This is a genomic window from Marinobacter bohaiensis (assembly GCF_003258515.1).
Classification (GTDB): Bacteria; Pseudomonadota; Gammaproteobacteria; order Pseudomonadales; family Oleiphilaceae; genus Marinobacter_A; species Marinobacter_A bohaiensis.
In genome coordinates this window covers 215223-231092 of sequence record NZ_QGEH01000003.1, presented here as the reverse complement: position 1 = coordinate 231092, position 15870 = coordinate 215223, and the positions used below count along the sequence as shown (strand labels likewise).

The window sequence follows — 15870 nt, the reverse complement described above, 5'->3', positions numbered from 1 at the left end:
GATCAGAAGTCGTTCATTCCGAGACTTTTCAGCGCGCGCTCGCTGTCCGCCCAGCCCTTCTTGACCTTGACCCACAGGCGCAGCATCACCTTGCCGTCGAACAGCTTTTCCATATCGATACGCGCTTCCTGACCGATGCGGCGGATGCGCTCGCCCTTGTCGCCGATCAGGATCTTCTTCTGCCCGTCACGTTCAACGAGGATCAGAGCAGCGATGTGCAGGACCTTGCCGTCGTCCTTGAATTCCTCGATCTCAACGGCGGTGGAGTAAGGCAACTCCGCACCCAGTTGGCGGGTGATTTTCTCGCGCACGATTTCCGAGGCCAGGAAGCGCTGGCTGCGGTCGGTCAGTTGGTCGTCCGGGTAGAAATGGATGCTGGCCGGCAGCATCCGATCCACGGCCGCTTCCAGTGGTTCCAGGTTCTGACCGCGCAGGGCGGACAGCGGAATGATCTCGGCGAACTCACGTTTGCGGGCCAGCTCTTCCAGGTGCGGCAGCAGGACCTCACGCTTATCCAGCTTGTCGACCTTGTTCACCGCCAGGATGACCGGGGCTTTGACGTTTTCCAGCTTGCGCAGGACCATCTCGTCCGCGGTGGTCCAGTGGTTCTGGTCCACCACGAAAACCACCACGTCCACGTCCTTCAGTGCCGAGCTCGCCGCCCGGTTCATGTAACGATTCAACGCCCGCGGCTCTTCCTCGTGCATCCCCGGGGTATCCACGTAGATGGCCTGCACGTCGCCGCGGGTCTGGATGCCCAGCACCTGGTGACGGGTCGTCTGCGGTTTGCGCGAGGTGATGCTCAGCTTCTGGCCGAGGATGTGGTTCAGCAGGGTGGACTTGCCCACGTTGGGGCGGCCGACGATCGCGACGAAGCCACAACGGCTGTCGGGATTGTCCGGCTGGGTGGGATCGATCATCAGTTATTCTCCACGCCCAGGGATTTCAGGGCGTTGCGGGCGGCTTGCTGTTCTGCGACACGGCGACTGCCACCGACACCGGTGGTCTTGCGATCCAGCGATGGCAACGCGCACTCGACGTGGAAGGTCTGGGCATGGGCCTCGCCCTCGATGGATATCACGTCGTAGCGTGGCAACGGGTACTGACGCGATTGCAGGTACTCCTGCAGCCGTGTCTTGGGATCTTTCTGGGTGTCCTGCAGATCCAGGCGTTCCAGACGTTCGGTGAACCAGGCCAGCACGCGGGCACGGCAGGTGTGGAAGTCGCTGTCCAGATAGATGGCGCCGATCACCGACTCCACCGCATCCGCCAGGATCGAATCGCGCCGGAATCCGCCACTCTTCAGCTCACCGGAGCCCATGCGCAGGTATTCACCCAGGTGGAACTCGCGGCCAATCTCGGCCAGGGTGACCCCCTTGACCATGCGCGCGCGCAGCCGGCTCAACTGGCCTTCCCGAGCGTTCTCGAAATGGCGGTACAGATGCTCGGCAATGACCATGTTGACAATCGAATCCCCGAGAAACTCAAGACGTTCGTTGTTCTGGTTCCCGTGGCTTCGGTGGGTCAGCGCCAGGGTCAGCAGCTCGGGATCCCGGAACTGGTATCCCAACCGCTTCTGGAGCCGGCCCATTTCAATCTCGCTTACCCTCACTGGCCTCTCATCTCATAGGCGTGGTTAAAGTGGACAACCGCGTCCACATTCTGGAACAGGTCGGTGCGCACCTCGTACTCGAGGGAAACCAGCACCGCATCACCGTCCTTCTTGATCTCGATAAGCTTCTGGTCGAAGCCGTCCACGTTGTTGACGCTCAGACGCTTGCGGATCAGGGTCTGCACGTCGCGAACGCTCAGTTGGCCCAGGTCCTCGGTGTTGTCGAGGCTTTCAATAGCTTCCTGGATGGTCAGGTCATCCAGATAGACGGGCCCGAGCTTGATTACCAGGGTAATCAGGCTGCCGAAAAAGAGGACCGCTATAAGAATACCCAGGGTGGAAGCGCCACGTTGAGTCTTCATGACATACTCTCTTTTTTCTGGTTGTGGAGGCGCCGGCCTTCCTGGCCGGCCGCCGGTTCAGTCGATCAGGCCGACACGGTCGAAACTGGGCAGCCAGGAATCCAGGTGCATCCAGATGGCAAAGGCCTTGCCCACCACCAGGTGCTCGGGCACGGTGCCCCAGTACCGGCTGTCGTTGCTGTTGTCGCGGTTGTCCCCCATGACGAAGTACTGGCCCTGGGGAATGGTCCACTCACCTTCCCCGCCCGGCGCCGTCCGCCCCATGGAGCGCAGGATCTGGTGCTTGACGGTCCCCAGGTCCTCCTCGCGCAATTCCACCGGCGGCAGCGTAGCCACAAAATCGGACGCAACCACCTCGCCGTTGATGGACAGGGTGTGGTCGTGATAGCTGATGGTGTCGCCCGGCAGCCCGATCACCCGCTTAATATAGTTGGTCTCGCCATCCTTGGGGTACTTGAACACCATCACGTCACCCCGCTCCGGCTCACCGATATCGACCACTTTAGTACCGATTACCGGCAGGCGCAGGCCGTAGGAGAACTTGTTGACCAGGATGAAATCCCCGACCTTCAGCGTGGGCAGCATGGAACCGGACGGAATCTGGAAGGGCTCGACCAGGAAGGAGCGCAACACCAGCACGATGGCCAATACCGGAAAGAAGGAGCGGCTCAGCTCCACCAGGTACGGCGCCTTGTCGTCGTCGCTGTCATCTTCCCCCGCATGGCCACCGGCGGCCGTGGCGGTCTGGGTTTCGGTAGCCCGGGCCTCACGGCGACTGCGCAGGAACAGCCAGTCCGCCAGCCAGATCAGACCGGTGGCGAACGTCAGGGTGACAAGGATCAGGGGAAAATCGATATCCATGCAGTTGGAGTCCTAGTTGTCGACGCGCAGTACGGCAAGAAACGCTTCCTGGGGCACCTCGACATTACCAAGCTGCTTCATGCGCTTTTTACCTTCTTTCTGTTTCTGCAGGAGCTTTTTCTTCCGGCTCACGTCACCGCCGTAGCACTTGGCCGTGACGTTCTTGCGCAGCGCCTTGACCGTCTGGCGGGCGATCACGTGCGTGCCGATCGCCGCCTGCAGGGCGATATCAAACATCTGCCTCGGGATCAGTTCCTTCATCTTTTCCAGCACCGCACGACCGCGGTAGTGGGCATGATCCCGATGGACGATCAACGCCAGGGCATCCACCCGGTCGCCGTTGATCAGGATATCCAGACGCACCAGGTCGGCGGTCTGGAAGCGCTTGAAATGATAATCCAGTGACGCGAAACCGCGACTGGCGGACTTGACCCGGTCAAAGAAATCGAGAACCACTTCCGCCATCGGCAGCTCATAGGTCAACTGCACCTGACTGGCGAGGAACAGCATGTTCTTCTGAACACCCCGTTTTTCCTCACACAGGGCGATGACGTTGCCCAAGTGTTCCTGGGGCACGAGGATGTTGGCCTCGACGATCGGCTCGCGCATTTCCTCGATGCTGCCCACGTCCGGCAGGCGGGACGGGTTATCGACGTACAGGGTCTCACCCTGCTTGTTGACCACCTCGAACACCACCGTCGGCGCCGTGGTGATCAGGTCCAGGTCGTATTCCCGCTCCAGCCGCTCCTGGATGATTTCCATGTGCAGCATGCCCAGGAAGCCACAGCGGAAGCCGAAGCCCAGGGCGTCGGAGCTTTCCGGCTCGAAAAACAGGGAAGCGTCGTTCAGGGTCAGCTTGTCCAGCGCCTCACGGAAGTCGTCGTAATCGTCGGAGCTGACCGGGAACAGACCGGCGAACACCTGCGGCTTCACCTTCTGGAAGCCCGGCACCATCGCCGTGTCCGGCGTACTCTGGTGCGTAATGGTATCGCCCACCGGGGCACCCTGGATGTCCTTGATGCCGGCGATCACAAAACCGACCTCGCCGGTACCGAGCACGCCGGTATCGGTGGGCTTGGGCGTAAAGATACCCACCTTGTCCACCTGCCAGGCGCGGCCGGTCGACTTGATCAGGATCTTGTCGCCCTTGCGCAGGCTGCCCTGGCGCACGCGCACCAGCGACACCACGCCCAGGTAGTTATCAAACCAGGAGTCGATGATCAGGGCCTGCAGCGGACCGTCCACGTCGCCCTGGGGCGGCGGCACCAGCCGGATCAGTTCTTCCAGCACGTCCTCGACACCCAGGCCGGTCTTGGCGCTGCAGCGCACCGCTTCGGTGGCTTCGATGCCGATGATGTCCTCGATTTCCTGGGCCACCCGGTCGGGTTCCGCCTGGGGCAGGTCCATCTTGTTCAGGACCGGCACCACTTCCAGCCCCTGCTCGATCGCGGTATAGCAGTTGGCGACCGACTGAGCCTCAACGCCCTGACCGGCATCCACAACCAGCAGGGCGCCTTCGCAGGCGAACAGCGATCGCGATACCTCATAGGAGAAATCCACGTGGCCCGGGGTGTCGATCATGTTGAGCTCGTACTCGATTCCGTCCCGGGCCTTGTAGCGCAGGGTGACACTCTGGGCTTTGATGGTGATCCCGCGCTCACGCTCCAGATCCATGGAGTCGAGTACCTGCTCGGCCATCTCGCGGTCGGTCAGGCCGCCACAGAGCTGGATGAAGCGATCGGCAAGCGTGGATTTTCCGTGATCGATATGGGCGATGATGGAAAAATTGCGGATGTGGCTCAGGTCAGTCACAGAATAGGGTGTCTCACGTCAGAAAAATGTTCGGCGCACCCGGCCCGGACAATGCCCGGGTCGGCGGCAGAATGGCGAACGCTGATTTTACCGGTTAACCGACCCTATTGCCATGTACCCCTGTTAGGATTTGTACAATCGGGCCGGCGTCCCGTCGGATTGATTCGCCGACGGGCGCTAAGTTCCCGAGCGTTCCTGCTGACGCACCAGGAAACCGATCAGGGCATCCTCATCAAGGGGATAGCTGAACAGGTTACCCTGGGCCTGGGCACAGCCGCTGGCGCGCAGGAAATTCAGTTGCTGCGGCGTTTCCACGCCTTCGGCAATCACCGTCAGGTGCAGCTTGTGCGCCAGGGCAATCACCGCCGAGGTCACGTCGGTGGCGGTGGCGTTATAGGGAATGTCGCGGATGAAGACCTGGTCGATCTTCACCGCGTTCAGCGGCAGTCGCTGCATCGCCGCCAGCGAGCAGCTACCGGCGCCGAAATTGTCCAGGATCAGGCACACACCGATATCATGAAGCGCCCGCAACAGCGGGTGCAGGATGTCCGGATCCTCGTTGAGCAACTCGGAAGGCAACTCCACCTCCAGTTGCTCCGGCCGCACGCCGGTCTCGGTGATGACCTGGCGAAACATGCCCATAAAGCCGGGATCGATGACCTGCCGCGCCGACAGGTTGACCGAGATCCGCAGGTCGCCGAATCCGGCCCGCTCCAGTGCCTGGATCTGGATGCAGGCCTGGCGCAGCGCCAGCTCTCCCAGGCGCACGATCAGGCCCGACTCCTCAGCCAGGTGGATGAACTGCTGGGCCGGCACCAGCCCCCGCTCGGGGTGCTGCCAGCGAAGGAAAGCCTCGACCCCCAGCACCTGCTCCCGGGCCAGGTCGAACTTGGGCTGGAAATGCAGCACGAAGCGGTCGCCGTCCAGGGCATTGCTCAACTCTTCCTGCTGCAGCATGCGCCGCGCCGCCTGGATGTTCATGGCCGCGGTAAAAAACTGCACGTTGTTGCGCCCCAGTTCCTTGGCGCGGTACATCGCCAGGTCGGCGTACTTCATCAGCGAGGTGGCGTCGGCGCTGTCGTCGGGGATCATTGCCAGACCGATACTGACCGTCACCCGCACCTCGTGCTCGCCCAACCGGATGCGCTGGCACAGGCGCCGGAGAATGCTTTCGGCCACGCCGGCCGCCGCATCGGAACCGGTCACCTCGGACAAAAGCACCACAAACTCATCGCCCCCGAGCCGCGCCACGGAATCCTCTTCCCGCACACAGTCAATGAGCCAGCCGGCCACGCTCTGCAGCAACTGGTCGCCCACGTCGTGGCCCAGCGTGTCGTTGATGCGCTTGAAACCGTCCAGATCGAGGAACATCAGCGCCGCCGACTGGCCGCTGCGCTTGCAACGGCGGATGACGTGTTCCAGCCGGTCGCGGAACAGCTGGCGGTTGGCCAGCCCGGTGAGCGGATCGTAGAACGCCAGCCGATGCAGCTCCGTCTGGGCCGCCTTGAGCTCGGTCAGGTCCCGCAGACTGACCACTACGCCGTTGACGCCGGGCACGTCCATCATCGCGGTGTAGGAGCCCTCCATATCTCGCCAGTCGCCGCAGGCATCGCGGATGCGCGCGTGGACCACGGGCAGGGCCTTGCCGGGTTCCTCCATGGCCTGCTCGAACACCTGCTGCATCTGCGGCCAGTCATCGGGATGCACCTGGCGCTCCAGCGACAGGTCCGGCACGTTGCGCGGGTCGTAGCCGAGAATGTATTCCGACGAGGGGCTGACGTACTGGGTCTGGCCGCGCTGGTCGAGGATCAGGGTGATGTTGCTGGCCCCCTCGGTGATCGCCCGGTAGCGGCCGGCATTGATCTGCGCCAGCAGGCGCGACCGGATCATGACGAGCGAGAAGGCGAATAACAGCAGGCTGATGATGATCCCGGCGACCAGCACGATCAGCGGCCGCGGATCCGACGCCAGGTAGTCGAAGGCCGGCGTGGTATGGGTCTGCAGCAACCAGGTACGTCCGCCGTGCTCGACCTTCTGGCTCATCGCGAAGGTGTAGTCGTTGTCCAGCGACCCCAGGTTGGAGCCGTACATCAGCGCTTCCTTGACCGCCACGTCGCTGTCGTAGATGCGCACATCCAGGAACGGGGCGATCAGGCCGACGATCCCGTCCATCAGGTTGTTCATACGGAAGGCGCTGAACACGAACCCGCGCAGCCGGTCACGCCGGTCCTCCAGCAGACGGGGCACTTTATCCCCGTCATAGACCGGAAAGTACATCAGGAAGCCGGCCTGCTTGTCGTCCACCTCTTCCTGCACCAGCACCACCTTGCCCGTCATCGTCGCCAGGCCGGAGTCCCGCGCCTCTTCCATGGCCTGACGATGGGTGGGATCGCCAAAAGCGTCATAGCCATAGGCGCGCTTGTTACGCTGGGTGCTGGGCTCAAGGAAGACGATGGGATGGTACTCGGCGCGGACGCCGGCGGGGTTGATCAGGTAATCGGGCAGCCCCTGGTCACGGATGCGGCGCACGAAGTCCCGCACCTCGTCGCCCTCAACCCGGGCGGTGAAGCCGAGCCCCTGGATGCCCGGGTAGTAGCGGTTAATGTCGAGCTTGTTGACGTAGAGCCGCCAGTCCTCGCGCCCCACCAGGTCCGCCACCGCAAACAGCCCGGCGCTGCCGGCCAGCACCTGCTCGTAGTTCAGCAGACGCTCCTCGATCGCCGTCTTCAATTGCAGGGACTGGGTTTCGAAACGCGCCTGGGTGCGATCCTCCACCAGCAGTATGGAAAACTGCCAGGCGCCCGCGGTCAGCGCCAGGGAAATCAGAAGAAGCGCCCAGGCAATACGCGACGGGCGCTGTCGGGCGATCCGCCCCAGAGAAACTTCCTTTGCCATTCATTCAATCCGTTGAGAAAAGGGCGCGAAACCCTTGAAAACCGACGACTCGACCGCTCGACGGGGAGAGCCCGATAATAAAACGGTTGAGTATAGCAAATACTGTCGCTGATTAATCCATAATCAGGAATAACAAAACCCCGGGGCGCTTCCGCACTCCGGGGTCGTTTAGGTCAGGTCAGCATGCACCGGTCCGGGCGACCGGTGGTAGGCATTACTTCTCAGTTTTGACCACCAGGAACGTCGACTGTCCGTCACGCATGACCAGCACCGGGATGGCCTTGCCCTTGGGCAGGTCGGCGGCAATGCGGCGGAAGTCATCGGCCGAGCTGATGGTTTCATTGTTAAGCTTGCGGATCACGTCATTGGGACGGATGCCGGCGTCCAGCGCCGGACCGGAACCGACGTTGCGCACCAGCACGCCGTCCTGGATGTCCAGCTGCTGGCGCTGCTCGGACGTCAGATCGGCCACGCTCAGCCCCAGCGGGCCGCCGCCCACGGATGGTTCGGGCGCATCACTACTGGATGCCTGACGGTCCTCGGGCAACTGGCCGATGGTGACATCCAGCGACACTTCGTCACCGTTGCGCAGCACGGTCAGATCGGCGGTCTCGTCGATCTTGGTGCGACCCACCATCGGCGGCAGATCGGACGACAGGTTCACCGATTCTCCGTTGTATTCGAGAATGATGTCACCCGGTTGCAGGCCGGCTTTTTCGGCGGGGGAATCCGGCAGCACTTCCGCTACCAGCGCGCCGCGCGGACGGTTCAGACCAAACGACTCCGCCAGGTCGCGGTTCACTTCCTGGATCAGCACGCCCAGCCAGCCGCGGGTCACGAAGCCCTGATCGCGAATCTGCTGGAACACGTTCATCGCGACGTCGATGGGAATGGAGAAGGAAACCCCCATGAAGCCGCCTGAGCGGGTATAGATCTGGGAGTTGATGCCAACCACCTCTCCGTCGAGGTTGAACAGCGGGCCGCCGGAGTTGCCCGGGTTGATGGCCACGTCGGTCTGGATGAAAGGCACGTAGTTCTCCGACGGCAGGGAACGGCCGATGGCACTGACGATACCCGCGGTCACCGTGTAGTCGAAGCCGAACGGCGAGCCGATGGCAAACACCCATTCGCCCTGCTCCAGATCCGACGAATGCCCCATTTTCACGACCGGCAGGTCCTCCGCCTTGATCTTGAGCACGGCCAGGTCGGAGCGCGGGTCGGTGCCCACCACACGGGCGTTCAGTTCGCGCCGATCGCTCAGGCGGACAACGATTTCGTCAGCGCCTTCGACCACGTGGTTGTTGGTCAGGATGTAGCCGTCCTTGGAGACGATAAAGCCTGAACCCATGGACTGGAGCGGCTGCTGGCCCTGCTGGCCACCCGGCCCGTTGGGCCCTTCGAAGAAGCGGCGGAAGAACTCCGGCATCTGATCGAGCTGGCGATCGTCAAAACCCGAGCTGCCGCGGGGCTGGGGTTCCTGGGTGGTGCTGATATTCACAACCGCCGACGAGTTTTCCTTCACCAGATCGGTAAAATCGGGCAGTTCGGCGTGGGCGCTGGCGGCCGCCAGCATCAGGAAAGCCAGAATGGGCGCAAACCAGACTCTCAGGCTCTTTTGGGGCATACCTCACTCCAGAATATACTTGGGTTGACAGGATGGACACGTCTATTTTGTAGGCAGTACCAGGCGTTTCAAATTAAGGAAATTTTAACCCGGCCCGGGGACCGGTCAGGGAAACCGGAATGCGTCGGAATCCCGCACGGTTGTGGGCTCCGCATCCACATGATGCAGATCAACGCGCAGCATGACCGGGCTCAGGCGAGCCGTTCGGGAGGCTCCTCCGGCGACGATCCGGACCACCAGAAAACCGCTCGCCAGCCCCAGCAGACCGCCCAGGATGGCCGGCCCGTCGCCGGCTTCCCCCAGTGAGGCTCCGGCCAGTGCGCCCACCAGCAGCGCCAGCAGAGGCAGCGCATAGACCAGCAACGAAGCGGTCAGAAGCTGGCGTTCACCGATGCCCAGGACGACCGGATCACCGACCCGCGCCCCTGCCGTGTTCGCCACCTTCACCTGGTTCGCGCGACCGTCCGACAATCGCGCAAGAGCGCCCTGCCCGCAGCCCTTGCGGGCGTTGCAGGTGCCGCAGGTGCTTTGTCGAATGGTCTGCACCCAGGCCTCATCACCGTTCACGGCCACCACGGTGCCATTCTCTTCAATCATGGTGAGCCCCGTTCGTCATTCGCTGCCCGCCGTTGCCTGCGGACGGGCGGCCATATCGCTACCCGGCTCCGCGCCGACCCGAGCCGGCTCACGGTTTTTCTGGACGAAGACCGAACGTCCCACCTTCATCGCCGTATCGGGCGGAATTTCCCCGACCACCGTCACCAGGTGGCGCTGATCACCGACCACCATCTTGCGCATGAAAATGGTCGTGGCGCCGATGCGGGAGATGCCGGTCGGCATGTCCTTGTTGCCCACAGGCGCAATGAAGACCGAGAAAGACGCCAGTCCATCGGAGAAGGCCACTGCCTGGCCCGTATGCGAGTGCGGCGACGGCGTTTCCTGGAAACCTTCCGGATGCCAGCCCAGGCTCCAGGCGAACTTGGCCGGCTGCGAGGGCTCTGGCGGTGGCGGCGCCGCGGCTATCCTGGCTTCCGCCTTGTCCAGAGAAAGCGCCTGGCGCGGGTCCTCGAAGGGAATCTGGAACTCACTGTCGGGAATGTCGTCGGTCAGCTCCAGCATGGTGAACTGGAAACGCTCAAGCACCGTGTCGTCGTTGGCCAGCACCTGACTCTTGACCAGCAACCCGGACGTCTTTTCCAGCCACAGGCGGTAGCGGTAGCGATGCACGTCCTTGGGGTTGAGGGCAACGACCACCGCCCGGTGTCCGGCCACGCGGTCATCGTCCAGCAACCGCGCCGCGTACCAGCGCCGGAACGGCGGCAGCTTGCTGCTGAACGCTTCGGAAAACGGCCCCGACGGCAACACCGCATCAAGCTGGATGCGGCCGTGGGACGGCAGGATACAGAAGACCCGTCCACCACGGCGGATGATTTCGCCCTGGTCGCCATCCTGGATCACCAGGCGCTCCTGCACCTCGCCGTCATGAAAACGGTGGGCAATGCGCATCGAGCTGACCTGGTCACCGCGGCTGTAAACGAACACGCCTTTGTAACTGGTGGCGTTGAGAGCCGGCCCAAGCTGCTCAAGCCAGTCCTCGGCCGTTTTCGGCGCATCGGCGGCCTGCGCAGACACGGCCAACCAGGTCACGAACAGCCCCAGGAACCACCGCAGACGGTGGTGCGACTGAGATCCCAAACGATCAAACATCAGACAGCGACCCTAGCGAACACCGGTGGACGCACTCGCAACCCGGGCAAAGCCCATCGATCCGTACCCCATACCCACGCTGTTGTGCTGGGCATGTTCCAACAGATAACGACTCATCTGCTCTCGCTGTTCGGCGTCCAGTCCCTGCAGGGCGATCTCCTGTACCGGCTGACTGTCGGCCACGGGGCTCGCGGTATCTGAGGCCGGCCCGGACGCCACGCTGGCCGTCAGTGAACGGGTCGCCCCCTGATCGGCGGTACCCCACTGCGTCCCGGCGCCATAGCCCACCAGGAGCGCCAGGGACACCGCGGCGACGGCGGACCAGCGCATGGACTGACGCGCCGCAATCGGCGAGGAAGGACGCGCCTCCGTCTCGACCGGTTCGTGGTGGTCATCAATGGCCTCACGCACCGCCGCGCTGACGTCCACGCAGGCCAGATCGCGACGCTCGTCATGCATCAGGTTCCGCAACTGCTGCCATCGCTGCCACTGATGCTGAACCTCCGGCTCACCGGCCCGACTGAGCAACCGGCGCACCGCCAGCTCGTCGGCCTGGTCATCCATCATGGCTGACAACGTCTCTCTCAGACGATCATCCATCGCGCTTGCACCTCAAAAAAATCACACATCCAACAAATGGGCCGTTTCAGTCCGCACTCATCATCGGCGCCAGTTCCCGGTCCACGGCGTCCCGGGCCCGGAAGATCCGGGACCGGACCGTACCGATCGGACACTCCAGGATCCTGGCGATGTCTTCATAACTCAGCCCCTCGTACTCGCGCAGCAGCAGTGCGGAGCGCAGCTCTTCCGGCAACGCTGAAATCGCACGCTGCATGGCCTCATACATTTCTTCGCGCTGCATCAGTTTCTCCGGGGTGGCCACATCGCGCAACCAGTCCCCCGAGTCCAGCCGTTCGGCTTCCTCCGCTTCCATACTGCCGCGCGGCCGGCGGCCACGGGATTCCAGGAAGTTCTTGGCGGTGTTGACCGCAATCCGGTAAAGCCAGGTGTAGAAGGCACTGTCTCCCCGGAAACGCTCGATGGCCCGGTAGGCCTTGACGAAAGTTTCCTGGGTCAAATCCAGAATGTCCTGGGAATCATTGGTGTAGCGGCTGATGATCGACGCCACCCGGGACTGGTATTTCAGCACCAACAGGTCGAAGGCCGAACGGTCCCCCCGTTTGACCCGCTGGATGAGCTGCTTGTCCGTCTGGCTCTCGCTGGCAATCTGTGGCGTGCTTTCTGTCACCGGTCTCTTCGCCGTCTGGCTTCCTGCATCCGGGCGCTGCGACAGAGGTGTCACCGTCGCCTTCTCGCGCTTCGTTTCGTGAACCTCTGTCTGACTTGCCTGCAGGGCCGTCGTGGGCATTCTGGAAATCGTCATGCGGCAGTCCCATTTGCACTTGACTTGTCCGGCCACCCCGAGGCCGTTGACTTGTGAGGGGTGACCCTGTGTGGCCAAATAGACAGCAGCCGCAAAGTTTAGTTCAATAGCGCCCTCATTATGGCCCGCGAAACCAAAGAGATGCCACAGTCCCACCAATACGACGTGCTGATCATCGGCAGCGGCGCCGCCGGGCTGACCGTCGCCCTCAACCTGCCCCAGCACCTCAACGTCGCCGTCATCAGCAAGAGCGAACTGGCCAGCGGCTCGACCTTCTGGGCCCAGGGCGGCATTGCCGCGGTACTGGACTCCGAGGACAGCGTCGAGGCGCACATCCGTGACACGCTCAATTCCGGCGCCGGCCTGTGCCACGAGGATGCCGTTCGCTTTACCGTCGAACACAGCCGGGAAAGCATCGAGTGGCTGATCGAAAAGGGCGTGAACTTCACCCGCGACGACGAACAGAACTACCACCTTACCCGGGAGGGCGGCCACAGTCACCGCCGCATTATCCACGCTGCCGACGCCACCGGCCAGGCCGTCTCCTACACGCTGAGCGAGCAGGCACGGCAGCAGGAAAACGTACACATCCTGGAGCAGCGAGTGGCGGTGGACCTGATCACCCACCGCAAGCTGTCCCTGCCGGGAAATCGCTGCGTCGGCGCCTATGTGCTCAATCTTGACGACAGTCATGTCGAGCTGGTCCGGGCCCGCTTCGTGGTCATCGCCACCGGCGGCGCCAGCAAGGCCTACCGCTACACCAGCAACCCGGACGGAGCTTCCGGCGACGGCATCGCCATGGCCTGGCGTGCGGGCTGCCGGGTAGCCAACATGGAGTTCAACCAGTTCCACCCCACCTGCCTGTATCACCCCCACGCCAAGTCGTTCCTGATCAGCGAAGCGGTGCGCGGCGAGGGCGGACGCCTGCTGCTGCCGGACGGCTCCTCCTTCATGGAGCGCTTCGACCAGCGCGCGGAACTGGCGCCGCGGGATGTGGTGGCCCGGGCCATAGACCATGAGATGAAGCGTCTTGGTGCCGATCATCTCTACCTCGACATCAGCCACAAGCCGGCCGATTTCGTGAAGAATCACTTCCCCACAATCTACGAGCGCTGCCGCGAGTTCGGCATCGACATGACCCGCGAGCCCATTCCCGTGGTCCCCGCCGCCCACTACACCTGCGGCGGCATCATGAGCGACCATCGCGCCCGCAGCGACGTCAACCAGCTTTATGTGGTGGGAGAGGCTGCCTTCACCGGTCTGCACGGGGCCAACCGGATGGCCAGCAACTCACTGCTCGAATGTCTGGTCTACGGTCGTGCTGCGGCCGAGGACATCGCCCAGCTCGACGCCAGCATTCCCGAGCCGCCCGACGCGCCGGCCTGGGACGAATCCCAGGTGCGCGACTCCGACGAGGACGTGGTGATCTCACACAACTGGGATGAGCTGCGTCATTTCATGTGGGACTACGTCGGCATCGTTCGCACCACCAAGCGACTGCAGCGCGCCAAGCACCGGGTCGACCTGTTGTCCCGGGAAATCGGCGAGTTCTACAGCAACTACCGCGTGTCCAACGACCTGCTGGAACTGCGCAACCTGGTCACCGTGGCCGACCTGATCATCTGCTCTGCCCTGCAACGCCGCGAGAGTCGGGGACTGCACTACACCCTGGACTATCCGGGGCTGAACCACGAGGCCGGCGACACCGTCCTCACGCCAACCACATTCCGTCCGATCGCGCCCTGAAGCGGTCGGTCCATTACCGAGGTTCTTTCTATGGACGATGTTGAATTCAAGCGTCTTTACTGGCACAGCCGACGCGGCATGCTGGAGCTGGACGTACTGCTGATCCCGTTCCTGGAGGAGGTCTACCGCGATCTGCCCAAAGAGGACCAGGCCCGCTACCACAAGCTGATCGAATGCGAAGACACCCAGATGTTCCAGTGGTTCATGCAGCGCGAAGTGCCGGAAGACGAAGACCTGAAGCGCATCGTCGACATGATCCTGAAGCGTGTACAACCGGATTGAGCTGACACAGTTTCCTTCCCGCGCCCTCGTAGGCGCGACGCTCCTGTTCTGGAGTTCGGCAGCCCTCTGCCTCGTGCTGTTGAGCCTGCAGGGGGCGCCCTGGCCCGCGCTGGCGTTGCTGCCGGCGGGCGTCATGGCCTGGCGCGGCGCCACAGCCGCCGGCCTGGGCAAGGGCCCGCGTCAGCTCCGGGTCAGCAACGGCCAGCTCTATCTCGTGCACGCCGACGGCCATGACGAAGCCGTCCACCCCAGCCCCAACAGCCGCATCTCGGGGCATCTGGCCCTCTTGAAACTGCGCCCTGCCGGCACCATTGTCAGGGAATACAATCTCGTGCTGATCGATGTCCCCGGCTGCCGCAACACCGATCCCGACGCATTCCGGCGCCTTCGGGTCTGGTTGCGTTTTGCGCTGGACACCCGATCCGACACCGTGTCACCCGACGCCTGACTGGAGTCCGATATGACCGATACCGCCGTCGCGGCCGAATCCACCGGCATCGCCGCCGCCCAGCGCCCCGAAAACGCTTGCGCCAGACTGCCGGAATACCGGCTGTACCGGGTCAGCGGTAAGGATCCACACAAATTCCTGCACGGCCAGCTCAGCCAGAGCCTGGACGAGATCAGCGACAGCCACTCGGCACGAGCCGCCGCCTGCACTCCCAAGGGCCGGACCTACGCCCTGACGCTGCTGGCCGGAGACGGCGATGACGTCCTGCTGCGGCTGCCGGAGTCCGTGGCCGATCACATCAGCCAGCAGCTGAACAAATTCCTGATGCTGTTTCGCGGCACCCGGATGGACCGGCTCGAAGACGCGACCGTATTTGGCCTCTGGGGTCAGGACAGTGCCCTCGCGCTCAGTTCGGACGCGGCGTCACTGGCATCGCCGGGCGACTCCCTGTCGCTGGATGACGGCAAGCTGATCCGCGTGGAAGACACCGCCGAAGGCACACAACGCTACGAATTCTGGCGCCTTCAGGGCGACCGGCAACCCGCGGTCGACCTGGCCGGCGCGGCGGACTGGGCCGCTGCGGACATCAGTGCCGGCGTGCCGGAACTGAGCCCGAAAACACTTGAGGAATACGTGCCACAGATGCTCAACCTGCAGCACATTGGCGGCATCCACTTCAAGAAAGGCTGCTACACCGGGCAGGAGGTCGTGGCCCGGATGCACTATCTTGGCCAGCTGAAGAAAAGCGTTTTCCGCCTGGCGGTGGACGGCACTGAGGCGATCGGCGTGGGAACTCCCGTTCTGGCTGGCGACAGCCGGGTCGGGGAAGTGGTCAACAGCGTCCGTTTCGACGATGGCCACCAGGAGGTGCTGGCCGTGATCAAGCATACCGCGCTGGCGAAGGAACCCTGGCAGGTCGAGGGCCACGCCGGTCAGGTCTCGCGGCTGCCGCTTTCCTATGCGGTGCCAGAGCAGGACGCGTCCTGAGCGCAACGCCCTGTCGCAGCTCCGGATACGTTTTGTCACGGCCCGGACTCCGGATATCTGCTATAAAGGACACAGCCGCGCCGGCTACCCGGCCTGACCGCAACCCCCGGCGCGAAGACAACGTTCCAAACACGTCTGACGGAATACCCA

15 protein-coding genes are annotated in these 15870 nt (G+C 63.2%); 4 read left to right on the top strand and 11 right to left on the bottom strand.

Annotation, left to right across the window (positions count from 1 at the left end; translation table 11 throughout):
- Window positions 1-2 precede the first annotated feature (2 nt).
- From era to rpoE, 11 genes are all read right to left on the bottom strand, one after another.
- On the bottom strand, window positions 3-920 hold the full coding sequence (gene era / locus DKK67_RS15895; RefSeq protein WP_111497483.1) for a GTPase Era: 918 nt from the start codon (window positions 918-920) through the stop codon (window positions 3-5).
- The gene (gene rnc / locus DKK67_RS15890; RefSeq protein WP_111497482.1) at window positions 920-1591 is read right to left on the bottom strand and encodes a ribonuclease III; all 672 of its coding nucleotides are present in this window, start codon (window positions 1589-1591) and stop codon (window positions 920-922) included. The genes era and rnc overlap by 1 nt, the downstream gene beginning before the upstream one ends.
- Before the next feature lie 17 nt (window positions 1592-1608).
- The gene (locus DKK67_RS15885; protein WP_111497481.1) at window positions 1609-1974 is read right to left on the bottom strand and encodes a DUF4845 domain-containing protein; all 366 of its coding nucleotides are present in this window, start codon (window positions 1972-1974) and stop codon (window positions 1609-1611) included.
- 57 nt (window positions 1975-2031) lie between these two features.
- Window positions 2032-2835, bottom strand: a complete 804-nt coding sequence (gene lepB, locus DKK67_RS15880) for a signal peptidase I (protein WP_111497480.1) — start codon at window positions 2833-2835, stop codon at window positions 2032-2034.
- A 12-nt stretch (window positions 2836-2847) separates the two neighbouring features.
- The gene (gene lepA / locus DKK67_RS15875) at window positions 2848-4647 is read right to left on the bottom strand and encodes a translation elongation factor 4 (protein WP_111497479.1); all 1800 of its coding nucleotides are present in this window, start codon (window positions 4645-4647) and stop codon (window positions 2848-2850) included.
- Window positions 4648-4824: 177 nt separating this feature from the next.
- Window positions 4825-7542: a bifunctional diguanylate cyclase/phosphodiesterase gene (locus tag DKK67_RS15870; protein ID WP_111497478.1), complete on the bottom strand. Its 2718-nt coding sequence runs from the start codon at window positions 7540-7542 to the stop codon at window positions 4825-4827.
- Between the two features lie 214 nt (window positions 7543-7756).
- On the bottom strand, window positions 7757-9166 hold the full coding sequence (locus DKK67_RS15865) for a DegQ family serine endoprotease (RefSeq protein ID WP_111497477.1): 1410 nt from the start codon (window positions 9164-9166) through the stop codon (window positions 7757-7759).
- A gap of 105 nt (window positions 9167-9271) precedes the next feature.
- Window positions 9272-9763, bottom strand: a complete 492-nt coding sequence (locus DKK67_RS15860) for a SoxR reducing system RseC family protein (protein ID WP_111497476.1) — start codon at window positions 9761-9763, stop codon at window positions 9272-9274.
- 15 nt (window positions 9764-9778) lie between these two features.
- Window positions 9779-10873 carry a MucB/RseB C-terminal domain-containing protein gene (locus DKK67_RS15855; protein ID WP_111497475.1) on the bottom strand — a complete coding sequence of 365 codons (1095 nt, stop codon included), beginning with the start codon at window positions 10871-10873 and terminating at the stop codon, window positions 9779-9781.
- 12 nt (window positions 10874-10885) lie between these two features.
- Window positions 10886-11473 (bottom strand): sigma-E factor negative regulatory protein, encoded by a 588-nt coding sequence (locus tag DKK67_RS15850; RefSeq protein ID WP_111497474.1) that lies wholly within the window; start codon window positions 11471-11473, stop codon window positions 10886-10888.
- Between the two features lie 46 nt (window positions 11474-11519).
- Window positions 11520-12257: an RNA polymerase sigma factor RpoE gene (gene rpoE, locus DKK67_RS15845; protein ID WP_228276823.1), complete on the bottom strand. Its 738-nt coding sequence runs from the start codon at window positions 12255-12257 to the stop codon at window positions 11520-11522.
- Window positions 12258-12398: 141 nt separating this feature from the next.
- Here rpoE and nadB point away from each other — a divergent pair, with 141 nt between their 5' ends.
- Genes nadB through ygfZ form a run of 4 tightly spaced genes read left to right on the top strand, consistent with a single transcriptional unit; the run spans window position 12399 to window position 15720 of the window.
- Window positions 12399-14003 carry an L-aspartate oxidase gene (gene nadB / locus DKK67_RS15840; protein ID WP_204355854.1) on the top strand — a complete coding sequence of 535 codons (1605 nt, stop codon included), beginning with the start codon at window positions 12399-12401 and terminating at the stop codon, window positions 14001-14003.
- 30 nt (window positions 14004-14033) lie between these two features.
- Window positions 14034-14285 carry an FAD assembly factor SdhE gene (locus tag DKK67_RS15835; protein ID WP_111497471.1) on the top strand — a complete coding sequence of 84 codons (252 nt, stop codon included), beginning with the start codon at window positions 14034-14036 and terminating at the stop codon, window positions 14283-14285.
- Window positions 14269-14733: a hypothetical protein gene (locus DKK67_RS15830; protein ID WP_111497470.1), complete on the top strand. Its 465-nt coding sequence runs from the start codon at window positions 14269-14271 to the stop codon at window positions 14731-14733. The genes DKK67_RS15835 and DKK67_RS15830 overlap by 17 nt, the downstream gene beginning before the upstream one ends.
- Before the next feature lie 12 nt (window positions 14734-14745).
- Window positions 14746-15720 (top strand): CAF17-like 4Fe-4S cluster assembly/insertion protein YgfZ, encoded by a 975-nt coding sequence (gene ygfZ, locus DKK67_RS15825; protein ID WP_111497469.1) that lies wholly within the window; start codon window positions 14746-14748, stop codon window positions 15718-15720.
- The last annotated feature ends 150 nt before the right edge of the window (window positions 15721-15870 follow it).

Coding starts and splice junctions, on each gene's coding strand:
- era (WP_111497483.1), bottom strand. CDS start 920: ATGATCGATCCCACCCAGCCGGACAATCCCGACAGCCGTTGTGGCTTC.
- DKK67_RS15865 (WP_111497477.1), bottom strand. CDS start 9,166: ATGCCCCAAAAGAGCCTGAGAGTCTGGTTTGCGCCCATTCTGGCTTTC.
- DKK67_RS15835 (WP_111497471.1), top strand. CDS start 14,034: ATGGACGATGTTGAATTCAAGCGTCTTTACTGGCACAGCCGACGCGGC.
- nadB (WP_204355854.1), top strand. CDS start 12,399: ATGCCACAGTCCCACCAATACGACGTGCTGATCATCGGCAGCGGCGCC.
- DKK67_RS15850 (WP_111497474.1), bottom strand. CDS start 11,473: ATGGATGATCGTCTGAGAGAGACGTTGTCAGCCATGATGGATGACCAG.
- DKK67_RS15860 (WP_111497476.1), bottom strand. CDS start 9,763: ATGATTGAAGAGAATGGCACCGTGGTGGCCGTGAACGGTGATGAGGCC.
- DKK67_RS15885 (WP_111497481.1), bottom strand. CDS start 1,974: ATGAAGACTCAACGTGGCGCTTCCACCCTGGGTATTCTTATAGCGGTC.
- ygfZ (WP_111497469.1), top strand. CDS start 14,746: ATGACCGATACCGCCGTCGCGGCCGAATCCACCGGCATCGCCGCCGCC.
- DKK67_RS15855 (WP_111497475.1), bottom strand. CDS start 10,873: ATGTTTGATCGTTTGGGATCTCAGTCGCACCACCGTCTGCGGTGGTTC.
- rnc (WP_111497482.1), bottom strand. CDS start 1,591: ATGGGCCGGCTCCAGAAGCGGTTGGGATACCAGTTCCGGGATCCCGAG.
- DKK67_RS15870 (WP_111497478.1), bottom strand. CDS start 7,542: ATGGCAAAGGAAGTTTCTCTGGGGCGGATCGCCCGACAGCGCCCGTCG.
- lepB (WP_111497480.1), bottom strand. CDS start 2,835: ATGGATATCGATTTTCCCCTGATCCTTGTCACCCTGACGTTCGCCACC.
- rpoE (WP_228276823.1), bottom strand. CDS start 12,257: ATGACGATTTCCAGAATGCCCACGACGGCCCTGCAGGCAAGTCAGACA.